Raw genomic sequence first — 15,167 nt, forward strand, 5'->3', positions numbered from 1 at the left:
GGCGGCGGACGCGCCGCGACGGCACGTGTGGAGGTAAGAGGATGTTTCGAAGCGGACACGTGGACAGCTTTGCGCGGGACAATCTCCCGCCGCAGGCGCAATGGCCGGAGTTCCGGTTCACGCTGCCGGAGCTCAACTATCCGGAACGGCTGAATTGTGCGGTCGAGCTCCTCGACAGGCGGATCGAAGCAGGCGACGGCGACCGGCGCTGCATCATCACGCCCGGCGAGACGCTGACCTACCGCGACCTGCAGGAACGGGTGAACCGGATCGCCAACGTCCTGACCAGGCGCCTTGGCCTGGTGCCGGGAGGTCGCGTCATGCTGCGCTCGGCCAACAACGCGATGATGGTGGCGACCTATTTCGCGGTGCTGAAGGCCGGTGGCGTCGTGGTTGCGACGATGCCGCTGCTGCGCGCCAAGGAACTCGCCTACACGATCCAGAAGGCCGAGATTCCGCTGGCGCTGTGCGACGTGCGCCTCGCCGAGGAGATGGAGAAGGCCAGGACCCAGGCGTCGCGGCTGGAGCGCATCGTCTACTGGGGCGGCGGCCCCGACACGCTCGAGGCGATGATGGCCGAGGAGCCGGCAGAGTTCGAGGCCTGCGACACCGCGAGCGACGACGTCTGCCTGCTGGGCTTCACCTCCGGCACGACCGGCGTTCCCAAGGGGACGATGCATTTCCATCGCGACATGATGGCGATCTGCGACGCCTATTCGACACAGGTGCTGCGGCCGGAGCGCGACGACGTCTTCATCGGCTCGCCGCCGCTCGCCTTCACCTTCGGTCTCGGCGGGCTGGTGCTGTTTCCGATGCGGGTCGGGGCGGCGACGGTGCTGCTCGAGGCCGCGCCGCCGGACAAGCTCCTGGAGGCCATCCGCGAATACAAGGCGACGGTCTCGTTCACCGCGCCGACCGCCTACCGGGCGATGATCGACATGCTGCAGCCCGGCGACCTCGCGTCGCTGCGCAAGTGCGTCTCCGCCGGCGAGACGCTGCCGAAGGCCACCTGGGACGCCTGGTACGAGGCCACCGGGCTGAAGCTGCTCGACGGCATCGGCGCGACCGAGCTGCTGCACATCTTCATCGGCTCGCCGGAGGAGGAGGTGCGGCCCGGCGCGACCGGCCGGCCGGTGCCGGGCTACGAAGCCAGGATCATCGACGAGGAGGGTAACGAGCTGCCTCCGAACACCATCGGTCGGCTGGCGGTGCGCGGCCCGACGGGCTGCCGCTACCTCGCCGACGACCGCCAGGCCGACTATGTTCAGAACGGCTGGAACGTCACCGGCGACACCTACATGATGGATGACGACGGCTACTTCTGGTACCAGGCGCGCTCCGACGACATGATCATCTCCTCGGGCTACAACATCGCCGGCCCGGAAGTCGAAGGGGCGCTGCTGACCCATCCGGCCGTCGCCTTCTGCGGCGTCGTCGGCGCGCCCGACAGGGAGCGCGGCCAGGTTGTGAAGGCCTATGTCCAGCTTCGCGAGGGTCATGCGCCCTCGCCGGACCTCGTCAAGGAACTTCAGGACCACGTGAAAAGCGAGATCGCGCCCTACAAGTATCCGCGCCAGATCGCCTTCGTCGACAGCCTGCCGCGTACCGAGTCGGGCAAGCTGAGGCGGGTGGACCTGCGTGAGATGGCCAGGCAGGAAGCGGCCTGACCGGGCCGGCAAGGGTTTGCGAACGCCGGGCCGTTACCGCCGGGCAACAACCACATTGGAGGATGATCAGGTGTCCCTGACCAGCGTTTCAGTTGACAGTCGCGAAGCCGGTGGTTCGGATGCGCCCGGCAACGGGCCCTCCGTCCTGTTGCCGGAAGGCTGGCAGCGGCCGAAGGGCTACTCGAACGGCATGAAGGCGCGCGGCGAGATCGTCGTTACCGGCGGCGTCGTCGGCTGGGATCAGCAGGAGCGTTTCGCCGACGGCTTCGTCGCGCAGGTCCGTCAGACCCTGACCAACATCCGCGAGATCCTGACCGCCGGCGGCGCGCATCCGCGCCACCTGATCCGGCTGACCTGGTATGTCACCGATCTCGATGCCTATCGCAACAACCTGCGCGATATCGGCCGGGTCTACCGCGATGCCATCGGCCCGTACTACCCGGCGATGGCGGTGGTGCAGGTTGTCGGTCTGGTCGAGCCCAAGGCGATGGTGGAGATCGAGGCGACCGCCGTGGTGCCGACGGCGTGAGCCGGGCGGTCGGCGATGGACCCGCCCCCGTCCGTCTGACGGCGCAGCCGGTCACATTCCGGATGCGGGACGGGACGTCCACGGCCGTCAGCCGGGAAACATCGCCTGTCCCAGCGTCAGGGCGAGAGCGGCGACGGCGATGATTGCGACCACGTCGAGTATCGCACCGGCGCGCAGCATTTGCGGCATTCCCACCGAGCCGCTGCCGAACACGATAGCGTTCGGCGGTGTCGCCACCGGCAGCATGAACCCGAGCGACGCCGCCAGCGCCACCGGCAAGGCGAGCATCAGCGGGCTGTCGCCCATGGCGACGGCGGCGGCGCCTGCGACCGGCAGGAACACCGCCGCCATCGCCGTGTTGCTGGCGAGTTCCCCCAGATAGACGACGATCGCCATCACCAGCAGGATCATCAGCCAGGTCGGCAGGGCCTCGAGGTCGACGACCAGTGCGCCGATCCAGGTCGAGAGCCCGGTGCCGGAGATCGCCGCGGCGAGCGCCAGGCCGCCGCCGAACAGGATCAGCACGTCCCAGCGCAACTCCTTCATGTCCGACCAGTCGAGCAGGAAGCCCGGCCGCGCCAAGCGTACCGGCAGCGCGAACATCAGGATGGCCCCGGCGATCGCGATGCCGGCGTCCGAGACCGGCAGCCCTGGCACCACCGCTTCGATGACCGGCCGCAGCAGCCAGCACGCCGCGACCAGGACCATGATCGCGGCGACCATCCTCTCCTCGCGCGACATCGGGCCCGGCGGATCCGCAGGGCCGGCAAGGCTCTCTTGCGAATGCCCGGCGAGGCGCGGCACCTGGAAGGCGATCCGCGTCAGGATCATCCAGGCCAGCGGCAGCAGGACGGCGACGATCGGGATGCCGATCAGCATCCAGTCGGCAAAGCCGATCTCGATGCCGTAGGACTCGTGGAGGAATCCGGCGAAAAGTGCATTGGGCGGCGTGCCGATCAGCGTCCCCATTCCGCCGATGGTTGCCGCGTAGGCGATCCCGAGCAGCAGCGCGCTCGAGAAGGCGGTGTCCTGCGCGCGCGAAACGTCGGGACGTTCGGCAAACGAGGCCGCGAGCGACTGGCCGATCGGCAGCATGACCATCGCCGTCGCGGTATTGCTGACCCACATGCTGAGGAACGCGGTGACCGCCATGACGCCGGCGACCACGGCAGTCGGCCCGGATCCGCCGACGCGCAGGACTTGCCAGGCGAGCCGGCGATGCAACTGCCAGCGCGCCATCGCCCGGGCGATGATGAAGCCGCCGAGAAACAGGAAGATGAGCGGATTGGCGTAGGATGCCGCAGTCTCCTCGATGCTCGTTACGCCGAGAAGCGGAAAGAGCACGAGCGGCAGAAGTGCGGTGACCGGCAGCGGCACCGCCTCGGTCATCCACCACACCGCCATCAGGATTGCCACCGCCGCGGCATTCCAGGCGGCCGGATCGAGGTCCGGCGGCGACCCCGCCGCACCCATCGCCACGGCAAGTGCCGGCCCGGCCAGGAGGCCGACGCGGCGCGCGGCCTGCGTGGCGGAGGAGCGGCTGTCGGCGTGTGGTTCGTCGGTCAAGGGACCCGGCCTTTCCTGCTCCGAGGCGATTCGTCCTCGTCGGGCAGCATCCCGATTCGAGACAATTCCGCCGGCCCCACTTCGGCGGATCGGCGCCTCGTCCTCACGCCGCAAGGGGGCTTGCGGCCTGCTGCGATCGGACGTATCGCGGTGCGATGCGGTTCTCCATGATGCAGATCACGGTCGAAAAAGCGCGCAAGAATTCGGGATCGCCTGCATGGTGACATTGCCCGACACGATCATGATCGTCGCGGGACTGCTGGTGCTGATCAGCATTCTGCAGCCGATCGCGCGGCGGTTCAGCCTGCCGAACGCGGTGCTTCTCGCCATTGTCGGCGTCATGATCGGACTGGCTGCGACCTACCTCGTCAGGTCCGGCTGGGCCTCCGGCCTCGACGCGATGGCGGAACTGCTGCTCGGGGTGCCGATCACATCCGAAGGGTTCATCTACATCTTCCTTCCGGTGCTGCTGTTTCACTCGGCGCTGGAAATCGACATGCGCCGGATGATCGAGGATGCCGCGCCGATCTTCATCCTGGCGGTCATCGCCGTGGTGGTCTCCACCGGTGTGATCGGCCTCTCCCTGTGGTGGGCCTCGGGGGTGTCGCTGGTCGCCTGCCTTCTCGTCGGTGCGGTGGTGGCGACCACCGATCCGGCCGCGGTTGTGGCGATATTCCGAGACCTCGGCGCGCCGACGCGGCTGACCCGGCTCGTCGAAGGCGAGAGCCTTCTCAACGACGCGACTGCCATCGTGCTGTTCACCGTCCTGCTCGGCATCCTGACGACCGGCATCGAGCCGGGGCTTGTCGATGCCACCGCAACGTTCCTGACCTCGCTTTTCGGCGGGGCGGCGGTCGGCTTCGCCGCTGCGCGCGTCGCCATGTCCGCGCTGCCGCTGATGCGCGGCTCGCAAGCGGCGGAGCTGACCCTGACGATCGCCCTCCCGTATCTGATATTCGTCATCGGCGAGCGGTACCTGGGCGTCTCCGGCGTCGTCGCGGTCGTCGTCGGCGGCATCGTTGTGGGAACCGTCGGCCGCAACCGGTTGTCGCCGAATTCCTGGCATCTCCTGTCGGTGATCTGGGGACAGCTCGCATTCCTTGCCGGGTCGCTGGTCTTCGTGCTGGCGGCGATCGTGGTTCCGCATCTCCTGATCGGCATCACCGGAATGGACGTCCTGCTGATCGCGATCGTCGTCGTTGCGGCGCTGGTGGCGCGGGCGATCGTTCTGTTCGGCCTGATGCCGCTGCTGTCGCCGCTCAATCTCGGAGAGCGGATCAGCGATCCCTACAAGTTCGTCATCCTGTGGGGCGGCCTGCGCGGCGCGATCACGCTCGCCCTCGCCCTTGCGGTGACGGAGAACGGGCTGATCACGCCGGAGATCCAGCGCTTTGTCGCGATTCTCGCGACCGGCTTCGTGCTGTTCAGCCTGCTGGTCGGGGGCACCACGCTGAGGCCGCTGATCCGCCTCATGCAGATCGACCGGCTGTCGCCGCTCGACCAGGCGCTGCGCCGCCAGATCCTGACGCTGTCGCTCGATTCGGTCAGGGAATCGGTCGTGGACACGGCCAAGCGCTACGGCCTCGATCCGGGCATGGTCACAGCCTCGCTGACCGCCTACCGCCGCCATGTCGACGACATGACAGGCGGGGAGGCCGCCGACCAGGCGATCCCCGACAGGACGCGGGTGACGATCGGCCTTCTGGCACTGGTCAATCGCGAGCGGGAGCTGATCGCCGATCATGCCGGCGGCGGTGCGCTCTCCATGCGGCTGACGGAACAGCTCCTCGCCAACACCGAGCAGATGGCCGACGCGACGCGGTCGGAGGGGCGGCCCGGCTACAATCGCATCGCTCAGCGCCGTCTGCACTTCGGTACGCCGTTCCGGATCGGGCACTATCTGCACCGCCGCTTCGGGCTCGACGCGCTGCTGAAGCGGTGCGTCGCCGACCGATTCGAAATGCTCATGGTGGGCCGTATCGTTCTGGAGGAACTTCAGCGCTACAACGCCCGCAAGCTGAAGCATGTGCTCGGCAGCCGGCTTTCGGAGATCCTCAGCGAGATCCTGTCGATCCGCATGGAGGCGACCGTCGCTGCGCTGGACGCGCTGCGGCTGCAGTATCCCGACTATGCGGAGGCCATCGAGCGGCGCTTCCTGGCACAGCTGGCGATCCGGCTGGAATCGGCTGAATACGATGCGCTTCGGGACGAGGAGCTGATCGGCGAGGAACTGCACGGCAACCTGAAACGGGAGCTTCTCGGCGTGAGGGCCGCCATTGCCCATCGGCCGCCGCTGGATCTCGGTCTGAACACCGCCTCGCTGATCGAGAAGTTCCCGATGTTCTCGGCGCTCGACGAAGCCGAGCGCAGGGAGATCCGCACGCTGCTCAGGCCGCGTCTCGCGTTCCCCGGCGAAATCCTCATCCGGAAGGGCGATCGCGGCACGTCCGCCTATTTCATCTCCTCCGGCGCGGTCGAGGTGGCGACGGGCAGGACCAAGGTCCGGCTCGGGCGCGGCGACTTCTTCGGGGAGATGGCGCTGATCACGCACACCCGCCGTCAGGCCGACGTCACGGCGCTTGGCTACTGCCAGCTCCTGGTGCTCGAGGAGGCCGAATTCCGCCGGCTGCTGAAATCCAACCCCTCGATCAGGGAGCGGATCGACCAGGTCGCCCTCGAGCGCCAGCAGATGAATGTCGGGGAACCCGTCTGACGCGCCGCTGCCGATTGCCAACCGCCGGCGCGGCGTCTAGTCGTACCCGCCGATCCGCCGGGCCTGCTCCAGGACAATGAACGCCGACCAACTACGGATAGACGGGCAGGGCTACCGACCCGATATCGACGGATTGCGCGCCGTCGCGGTTCTTGCGGTCGTCTTCTTCCACGTCGGCTTCGCGCCGTTCGGCGGCGGCTATGTGGGCGTCGACGTGTTCTTCGTGATCAGCGGGTTCCTGATCACCCGGCTGATCTGCGGACAGGTCCAAGCCGGGACGTTCAGCTTCGCCCAGTTTTACGCCAGGCGGGCGCGCCGGCTGTTTCCGGCACTGTACTTCACAGTCCTTGTGTCGTTCGGATTTGCGGCCTGGCTGTTCTCGCCGGCCGATCTCGAGCGCTTCGCGCGCTCGGTCGTGTTCACGATCCTGTCGCTGTCGAACGTCCTGTTCTGGCGGGAGAGTGGCTATTTCGACGCCAGCGCCGACGTGAAGCCGCTGCTGCATACCTGGTCGCTGAGCGTCGAGGAGCAGTTCTACCTCGTCTGGCCGGTCACGCTCGTGGTCCTGACATGGGCCGGCCGACGGCTGTCCGCGCGACGGAGCGGGTTCGAGCATGCGTGGATCGTGCCGGCCTTCCTGATCGCTGCCGGCCTCCTGAGCCTCGTCCTGACGGAAATCTGCCTTGAGTACAGCCCGCCGGCCACCTTCTACCTGCCGATGTTCCGGGTCAGCGAGTTCGCCATCGGCGGCCTGATGGTCTGGCTCGTCGCACGGCGGTCGCCGGAACCCGCTCTGCTCGAGCCGCTGGTTCTGGTCGGCCTGGCGCTGATTGCCTGGCCGGTCTTCGCCTACAGCGAGGAGACGGTGTTCCCCGGCCTCGCTGCGCTGCCGCCGTGCATCGGCACCGCGATCCTCATCTATGCCGGCACGGCGCCGCGGCTGGGCCGGCTGCTGAGCAACCGTGTGGCGGTCGGCATCGGGCTGATCTCGTACTCGCTCTATCTCGTGCACTGGCCGATGATCGTCTTCTATACATACTGGATCGTGCGACCGCTGACGGCCGTCGAGCAGTTCGCCATCGTCGGCGCCTCGATCGCCCTGGCGACCGGCATGTACTTCTTCGTGGAGACGCCCTTCCGGCGGGCCGTTGCAAAGTCCGGCGCCTGGTCGCCCGGGCGCTTCGGGCTGGTCTGCGCGTGCCTGGCGGCGTTGCTGATCGTGCCGGCGGCAAGCGCCTGGTCGAGCGCCGGCTGGCCGTCGCGGCTGCCCCGGGAGATCCGCGAGGCGGTCGCCGACCTGGAAGCAAAGCGCGACGCGACCTGGAAGATGGCGCGTCCCCTGAGCCGCAAGAAGCGGTTCGCCAGGGGCAAGACGGCGATCCTGGTGGTCGGCGATTCGCACGGCAAGGACATGACCAATGCGCTCGCCTTCGCCGCGGAGCGGCTCGGCGACACGCTCGACGTGGTCTACCGGCCGATCCAGACCCAGTGCCAGCCCTATATCGGCCCCCGCGCCGTCTCCGCGGTGCTCACGCAGGGCGCCATCGATCGCTGCAACGCCGAAGTGCGCAAGCTGATCGAGAGCCCGCTGGTGAGGAGCGCCGACTACATCGTGTTTTCGGTCCGATGGGACCCGGTCGGGGCCGTGGAGGTGGGCAGGACGATCGACGCGATCCGCAAGCGGTCGGAGGCGAAGATCATCGTCTTCGCCCGCACCGTCGAGTTCGACGACGTCCCCTCGCTGCTGGCGCGGTACCGCGCCTTCGACGGCTTCGACCGCTACATCGCCGCCCACCGCTTCGACGTGTCCGCGCTCAACCGGACGCTCCGGGACGTCGCCGAAGACCGCGATGTGACGTTCGTCGCCAGGGAGCCGCTGATATGTCCGCAAGAGGACGCCTGCTTCGCCTTCGACGAGGCCGGGCGCCTGCTGTTCTACGACTACGGCCACTGGACGCTCGACGGCGCCCGGTTCTTCGGCAACCGGATGGTCGACGAGGGCATCCTGGAGTTCCTGAAGGGCCGCCGCAATCCGCCCTCTTGAAGCCGGACAGGCTGCTTGCGGCGTCCGCCTACTTCAGGAAGTTGTTCTCGGCCAGGGCCCAGACATCGTCGAGCCGGCCGTTGAGCACTGCCTTGACGCCGTACATCGCCGTCGACACCGCCTGGCTGACCTCCACGGTCGGCGGCATCACCAGTTCGAAACGGTTGACCTTGACGTCGAGCAACGCCGGACCGTCATGGGCGAGCCAGTCGCGCATCGCGCCTTCCAGTTCGCCGGCGTCCTCGACACGGGCGCCGTAGAATCCGCAGGACTCCGCTAGCTTCGAGAAATGCGGGTTCTTCAGGTCCGTGTAGGCATCGAGCATGCCCTCGATCTTCATCTCCATTTCGACGAAGCCGAGCGAGCCGTTGTTGAAGACCAGCAGCTTCACCGGCAGGTTCTCCTGGACAAGCGTCAGCAGGTCGCCCATCAGCATGGTCATGCCGCCGTCACCGCACATCGCGACGACCTGGCGGCCGGGATGCGACTTCTGGCAGCCGATCGCCATCGGATAGGAGTTGGCCATCGTGCCGTGCAGCAGGCTGGTGGCGAAGCGGCGCTTCCCGTTGCCGCGGATGTAGCGCAGCATCCAGACGAAGGTCGTTCCGCCTTCCGATGTGAAGATCGCGTCCTCGGCGGCCAGCCTGTTCAGAGTCGCGGCAACGTATTGCGGATGGATGAGGTCCGGCGACGGCTCCTTCGTCTGGTCCTCGAGCGTCTTCATGCTGCGCTCGTGTTCCTTCAGGCTGGCCGACAGGAACGCGTCGTCGGAACGCTCGTGGAGGAGGGGCAGCAAGGCGTCGATCGTGTTGGCGACGTCGCCGACGACGCCGAGCGTCACCGGAGTGCGCTTGCCGATGTTGGTCGGGTCGGTGTCGATCTGAACGATCTTCGCCTTCTTAGGATAGAACTGAGTCCAGGCGAAGTCCGTCCCCAGGCACAGCAAAAGATCGCAGTGCTCGACGGCCTCGAAGCCCGACTTGATGCCGATCAGGCCGGTCATCGAGACGTTGTAGGGATTGTCGTGCTCGAGGAATTCCTTGGCGCGGGACGTGTGGGCGACCGGCGCCTTCAGCCTGGCGGCGAGCGCCATGACTTCATCATGGGCGTGGCGGCAGCCATAGCCGCCATAGATGGCGATCTTGCCGGCGGCGTTGACGAGATCGGCGATCTCGCGAAGTTCCTCGTCGCTGGGTCGGATCACCGGCTTCGGCCGCGACACCTTCCAGTGAATGGCGTCGTCCGTCTTCTCCTTGGTCATGTCGCCGTTGACGATGATGACGGCGACGCCCCGCCTGTTGAGCGCCGCCTGGGCGGCCATGGCGGTGATCCGGCGGGCCTGGTCGGGGTGGGAGATGTACTCGCAGAAGACGGAATACTGCTCGTAGATCTTGCGCTGGTCCACGTCCTGCGGAAAGCCGAGGCCCGACTGGATGCGGTCGATCTGCGTGGCGATCATCACCACCGGCGCGCCGTTGCGGTGGCTCTCGAACAGGCCGTTAACGAAATGCAGGCTGCCGGGGCCTGCCGATCCCGCGCAGCAGACAAGTTCCTCGGTCAGATAGGCGTCGGCGCCGGCGGCGAATCCGCCGACCTCCTCGTGGCGGACGTGGATCCATTCCATGTCGCTGCGGCGGATCGCGTCAGTGACGAAGTTGAGGGTGTCGCCGACGACGCCGTAGCACCGTTTCGCGCCCGCTTCCTGCAATGTCTCGATGATCACGTCGGCTACGAGTTTCGCCATGGCGCCGTCTCCCTGTCGGTTCCCGGATTGTCTGCAGCGGGACTATGGTCAGCTCAAACCGTCGAAACGGTTAACGCTGCGTGATCCCCGTCGGGCGCGGGTCGTCGGTCAGCGCCTGTCGCCGCGACCGTAATAGGCCTCCAGGCGAGCCTGCAGGAGTTCGAAGAAAATCGAAAGGATCCAGTAGATCAGCGAGGCGGTGATCAGCATCTCCAGGTGCTTGAACTCCGAACGGCCCTGGGTGCGCGCCAGAAACGTCAGTTCCCAGACGCCGACCACCGAGACCAGCGAGGAATCCTTCAGCATGGCGATGAACTGGTTTCCGGTCGGCGGCACGATCAGCCGCATCGCCTGCGGCAGCACGATCTTGCGCATGGTCTGCCAGGGTTTCAGGCCGAGCGCGTAGGCCGCCTCCGCCTGGCCTTTCGACACTCCCTGTATGCCGGCCCGGAAGATCTCGGCCATGTAGGCGCCGTAGCACACCGACAGCGCGGTGATGCCGGCGGGCACCGGATCGATGACGAAGCCGAGTGCCGGCAGGCCGATATAGATCAGGTAGATCTGCATCAGCAGCGGCAGGCCGCGAAAGAACGAGATGTAGAAGGTCGATATGCCGTACAGGAACGGATTCTGCGACATCTTCGACAGGGCGGCGACGAGCGCGATGACGCTGGCGATGGCGATCGAGATCAGCGAGATGTAGATCGTCGTCACGGCGCCCTGGGAGATCAGGAAGCCGATCTTCCGGCCGATGAACTCGAACGAGAGATCGAACGAGTAGAAGAAGGCGAGGAACAGCACCAGCAGTTCCAGCCACACGACCAGGACCTGATAGTTGCGCGGCAGCAGCCGGATCGCAATGAAGTTGAGCAGGAGCAGAACGGTTGCGACCAGCGCGCAGGCGAAGCGGCCGTGCAGGCCGCTGTCCGCAGGCTCGCCGATCGCCGGGCGGAGCAGCTCCCCCAGAGCGCTGCCGCGAAGGTCGACGTAGTAGAAGAACGCGATGCTGAGAAGGGCGAGCAGCAGCCACCGGACCGGCCGCTGCTCCCACAATTCGCTGATGGTGACGGTCACCGTTCGGAAGCCGTCCGGCGCCGGGGCGCCGGACTGTCCCGGCTGGTCTCGGCTACGGGCTGGTGTAGTCCGTGCCGTACCATTTCTCGGAAAGGCTCGAGAGCGTGCCGTCGTCCTTCATTTCCTTGATCACCTCGGCGATCTTGGCGCTGAACTCCGGGTCGCCCTTGTCGACGGCGACGGCGAGCGGCTCGTAGAACACCGGCTCGCCGATGATCTTCATGGGATAGCCGTTCTTGATCGCCTCGCGGATGGTCGGTTCGGCGGACAGCACGGCATCGAGACGGGCGCCGTCGCCGAGCTTCAGGTCGTCGAAGACGTTGGTGTCGGTCTCGTAGGAGCGGATGTCGCCGGGCTCGACCTGATATTCGAAGGCGGGCGTGCCTTCCGCGTCAATCACCAGGTTCTTGTTCAGGTAGGCCTCGTAGGTGCAGCCGCCACAGACGCCGATCGTCTTGCCGTTGAGATCCGAGAGGCTGGAGGCGGAGCTGTCGGAGTGCACCGCGAAGGAGGCCGGCGTGTAGTAATAGACCGCCGGGAAGTCGAGCACCTCGGCGCGGGCCTTCGTCGGGGTCATCGACCCGACGGAGAGGTCCCAGCGTCCGTTCCAGTTGCCCGCGGTGATGACTTCCCAGGCCGGCGTGATGATTTCCAGTTCGGCGCCGAGACGCTTGGCGATCTCCCGGCCGACCTCGACGTCGAAGCCGTCCATCTCGTTGCTGTCGTTGAGGAAGGACTGGGGCGGGTAGGCCGCGTCCGAGGACATGACCAGCTTCTTGTTGGACATGACCCGGTCGAGCGTCTCGCCTGCCGTTGCGCCGGTCGTCAGCACCGGGGCCAGGGCCAGAACGCCGGCGAGCGCGGCGGCGAGAAATACTGGTTGCTTGTTCATCTTGTCCCTCTGTTTCTGCCAGTTTCAGGCCGTTCCGGCCTTCTCGTGTAGAGACTTTTGCATGTCCTCCGTGTTGCTGTCATCCCGTCTGTTCGCCTGCCCCTCACTCCTGGGCCAGACTTCACCATCTCAGCGACATGCAGGACAGTCCCGCATCGAGCTTGCCGACTTCCTCCACCGGGACGCCGACGACATCGAAGCCCGCCTCCTCCAGTCGGGAGCGGGTCTGCGCGAAGGCGCTGCCCAGCAGTACGACGTCGTTGACGCGCAACGCATTGGCGGCGGCCTCTTCGCCCTCCGCGACGAGGATCGTCTCCATGTCCTCGAACAGTCCGGCGTCGCGCATCGCCCTGGTGGCGAGCACCGTCTCGCCGTCGAGCAGCGAGCAGGCGGTCTTGAGATGCAGGATCCCCGGCGGCGTCGCGACGATCTTCGCTGCGCGGCCGGTATCGGCCAGGATGGAGGCGAGCGCGCCGGCGCCGGTGCGATCGGTGCGCGCCGACAGGCCGATATAGACGCGGTGCGGAGTGACCAGGATGTCGCCGCCGTCGACGTAGCCGAGGCATGGCAGGGTGTGGAAGGAGGGAAAGCGCGCCTTCAGGACGGGCTCGATCCGGGCGGTCTCGCCGAGCCGCGATGGCGCGCCGGGCCGAAGCGCAATGGCGCAGTCGGGGAAGACGAGCGCCGGATCCTCCACGAACATGGAGTCGGGGAAGTCCTCGAGCGGCGGCAGTATGTCGACCGTGACCCCGGCCGCCGTGAGCGCGTCGACATAGGCGCGATGTTCGGCCCTCAGGGCGTCGATGGATGGGGCGCCGCGGTCGACGGCCCTCAGGCCGTCCACGGCGCTCGCCGAAGGTTCGCGTACGATCGCGTTCTCGAACCGCCACACCGGGCGGTCGGAATATGCCATCAGGCCCCTCCTCTCAGGCTGCGGCTCCCACCGTGCGAAGCCTGCTTTCGTAGTCGGCCCGGTCGTGATAGCAGCCGTAGAACACGCGCTTGCCGACGTAGCCCATGCGTCCGTGCAGGCACCGCCAGTTGTCGAATATCAGCGTCATCCCGGGCCTCAGCGGAATCTTCAGCCAGTTGTCCTGGTCGGAGGCGCGGCGGTGGAACTCGCCGTAGGCTGCATAGAAGGCGGCCATCTCGTCGGCCGGCAGCAGGAACGGTGCCCGGTCGTAGTTGTTGAAGGTGACCTGAACGAGATTGCCCTCCCGGTCGTGCCGGAACGGCGGCCGCTCGGCGCGCAGGTGCACGCCGGGCTCCAGATAGCGGCCCGGCACGACCACGCGCGACAGGGTCTCGTAGTGCTCCGGCGTCTCTTCGTGCATTGCCCGGGCGATCGCGAAGGCGTCGACAAGGACGCTCTCGCCGCCCTTGCCGTCGAACTCGAGGCAGTTGAACATCTGCAGGCCGGGGGCGTCGTGATAGTAGGTCGAGTCGGTGTGCGGATCGAGATACTGCGTCGAATAGGCGGTGTCGCCATGGTCGGCGAGCTCGGCCGACAGGCGCCAGAAATCGCCGAAGATCGTCTGTTTGGCAGGCGCGAGCCGGGTCGCCAGTTCGACGGTTCCCTCGTCGGTCGCCGGAACGCCGGTGACGACGGAGAACCCGTAGACATGAATGTTGCGGAGCCAGGCCCCGAGTCCGCTATCTCCGGACCTGACCGCCTCGAAGGCCACGTTCGGCACCGGGTCGGGCAGCGAACCCGCCGCCCAGTAGAGCCTCGGGTGATCGGGGGACAGCGTGCCCTCTTCGGGAAGGCGGCCCGCACATTCGGCCAGGCGCGCAGCCGACAGCGTCGTCGCCGGACTGTTGTCGGACCAGGCGACCGTCAGCGCCTCGCCGTTGCCGGCAACCTGCACGTCGATGCCGCGGAGTCCCGGGTCGATCGCAAAGGTGTCGACGCGGCGCTGCAGGGTGCCGGGATCGAGGCTCGCCTCGTCTTCGCCATGGTCGCGCAGCCAGGTCCACGGATAGTGGTCGCTGCCGCCGCCTGCCCAGTCGACGGTCAGTAGCTCGGCGCCCGCATCGATCGATTCAATCTTCGCCTGCATGTCTTGTCCTCTGACGCGCTTGCCGGGACGGGATCAATCTGTCCCGGCATTGTACACTTGTACAACAAGCTAGAGACCGCCATGGTAGGACGTCAAGTCCCGATGCAACTTTCGCGAACGAGATCGAGCCCGTGCACACCCCCGGCCCTTCCCTTCCGCCCGAAACGCCTGACAGCGGCGGCGATTCCCGTGACGCGCGGCGCGCCGATTTCGTGGCGGCGACGCTGGCCTGTCTTGCCGAGTACGGCTACCAGGGCACCACGGTCAGGCGGATCGCGGAACGCGCCGGCGTCGCGCCGGGGCTGCTGACGCACTACTTCAGCGGCAAGGACGCTCTGGTTGCCGCCGCCTATCGCACGCTCGGCGGTCGGTTCTCCCGGCATTTCGACGAGCAGATCGCTGCCGCCGGGAAGGACCCGAAGGCGCGCCTTGCCGCCTTCATACGTGCCTCGTTCCGCAGCCCCAATCTCGATCCGGATCTGCTCAAGGTGTGGGTCAACTTCTGGTCGCTGATCGTCAATGACCCCGAGATTCGCCGGATTCACGCGGAAAACTACGCGGACTACCGGACCCGGGTCGCCGGGCTGGTCGAGGCGGTGATGGCGTCAGAGGACCGCCAGGTCGCGCGGAGGGACCTCGAGATGCTCGCGATCGGCATCTCGGCGCTGCTCGACGGCCTCTGGCTCGAGCTCTGCCTCGATCAGTCCGTGTTCGACACTGCCAGCGGCGAGCAGATCGCCCTCGAGATGATCGCGACGCGGATCGGCGTGCCGATACCCTGACTGGAAGTTCCTTTTTCCGCGTCCGCGGTTCGACCAGGTCGGCGGCCGCCTTCCTGTCGAACGCCGCAATTCCCGCCGCCGACGGCAAGCGGCTCG

At 66.9% G+C, this 15,167-nt stretch carries 11 protein-coding genes; 5 read left to right on the forward strand and 6 right to left on the reverse strand.

What is annotated here, in order from left to right; genetic code table 11:
• The first annotated feature begins 41 nt into the window (after positions 1 to 41).
• Together V3328_RS25360 and V3328_RS25365 are read left to right on the forward strand one after the other, a co-directional pair.
• Complete coding sequence (locus V3328_RS25360; RefSeq protein ID WP_340332525.1) at positions 42 to 1,667, forward strand: AMP-binding protein; 1,626 nt, start codon at positions 42 to 44, stop codon at positions 1,665 to 1,667.
• A 145-nt stretch (positions 1,668 to 1,812) separates the two neighbouring features.
• Entirely contained in the window at positions 1,813 to 2,196 is a 384-nt protein-coding gene (locus V3328_RS25365) for a RidA family protein (RefSeq protein WP_340332588.1), read from the forward strand.
• A gap of 87 nt (positions 2,197 to 2,283) precedes the next feature.
• Here the strand turns inward: V3328_RS25365 and V3328_RS25370 are convergent, their stop codons facing one another.
• Entirely contained in the window at positions 2,284 to 3,762 is a 1,479-nt protein-coding gene (locus V3328_RS25370; protein WP_340332526.1) for an SLC13 family permease, read from the reverse strand.
• A gap of 217 nt (positions 3,763 to 3,979) precedes the next feature.
• On the opposite strand from V3328_RS25370, the gene V3328_RS25375 reads away from it, so the two are divergent.
• Positions 3,980 to 6,475 carry a cation:proton antiporter gene (locus tag V3328_RS25375; protein ID WP_340332527.1) on the forward strand — a complete coding sequence of 832 codons (2,496 nt, stop codon included), beginning with the start codon at positions 3,980 to 3,982 and terminating at the stop codon, positions 6,473 to 6,475.
• 76 nt (positions 6,476 to 6,551) lie between these two features.
• Complete coding sequence (locus V3328_RS25380) at positions 6,552 to 8,519, forward strand: acyltransferase family protein (RefSeq protein WP_340332528.1); 1,968 nt, start codon at positions 6,552 to 6,554, stop codon at positions 8,517 to 8,519.
• 28 nt (positions 8,520 to 8,547) lie between these two features.
• Here the strand turns inward: V3328_RS25380 and V3328_RS25385 are convergent, their stop codons facing one another.
• The 5 genes from V3328_RS25385 to V3328_RS25405 form a co-directional block, all read right to left on the reverse strand.
• Entirely contained in the window at positions 8,548 to 10,263 is a 1,716-nt protein-coding gene (locus tag V3328_RS25385; protein WP_340332529.1) for a thiamine pyrophosphate-dependent enzyme, read from the reverse strand.
• Between the two features lie 108 nt (positions 10,264 to 10,371).
• On the reverse strand, positions 10,372 to 11,337 hold the full coding sequence (locus V3328_RS25390; RefSeq protein ID WP_340332530.1) for an amino acid ABC transporter permease: 966 nt from the start codon (positions 11,335 to 11,337) through the stop codon (positions 10,372 to 10,374).
• Positions 11,338 to 11,389: 52 nt separating this feature from the next.
• The gene (locus V3328_RS25395) at positions 11,390 to 12,229 is read right to left on the reverse strand and encodes a transporter substrate-binding domain-containing protein (protein WP_340332531.1); all 840 of its coding nucleotides are present in this window, start codon (positions 12,227 to 12,229) and stop codon (positions 11,390 to 11,392) included.
• A gap of 121 nt (positions 12,230 to 12,350) precedes the next feature.
• On the reverse strand, positions 12,351 to 13,142 hold the full coding sequence (locus V3328_RS25400) for an arginine deiminase family protein (RefSeq protein WP_340332532.1): 792 nt from the start codon (positions 13,140 to 13,142) through the stop codon (positions 12,351 to 12,353).
• Between the two features lie 13 nt (positions 13,143 to 13,155).
• Positions 13,156 to 14,289 (reverse strand): TauD/TfdA family dioxygenase, encoded by a 1,134-nt coding sequence (locus V3328_RS25405; protein ID WP_340332533.1) that lies wholly within the window; start codon positions 14,287 to 14,289, stop codon positions 13,156 to 13,158.
• Positions 14,290 to 14,420: 131 nt separating this feature from the next.
• Here V3328_RS25405 and betI point away from each other — a divergent pair, with 131 nt between their 5' ends.
• A complete protein-coding gene (gene betI, locus V3328_RS25410) occupies positions 14,421 to 15,071 on the forward strand; it encodes a transcriptional regulator BetI (protein WP_340332534.1) in 651 nt (216 codons plus the stop codon).
• Positions 15,072 to 15,167 lie beyond the last annotated feature (96 nt).

This window comes from Microbaculum marinum, assembly GCF_037855135.1.
In the GTDB taxonomy this organism is placed as follows: Bacteria; Pseudomonadota; Alphaproteobacteria; order Rhizobiales; family Tepidamorphaceae; genus Microbaculum; species Microbaculum marinum.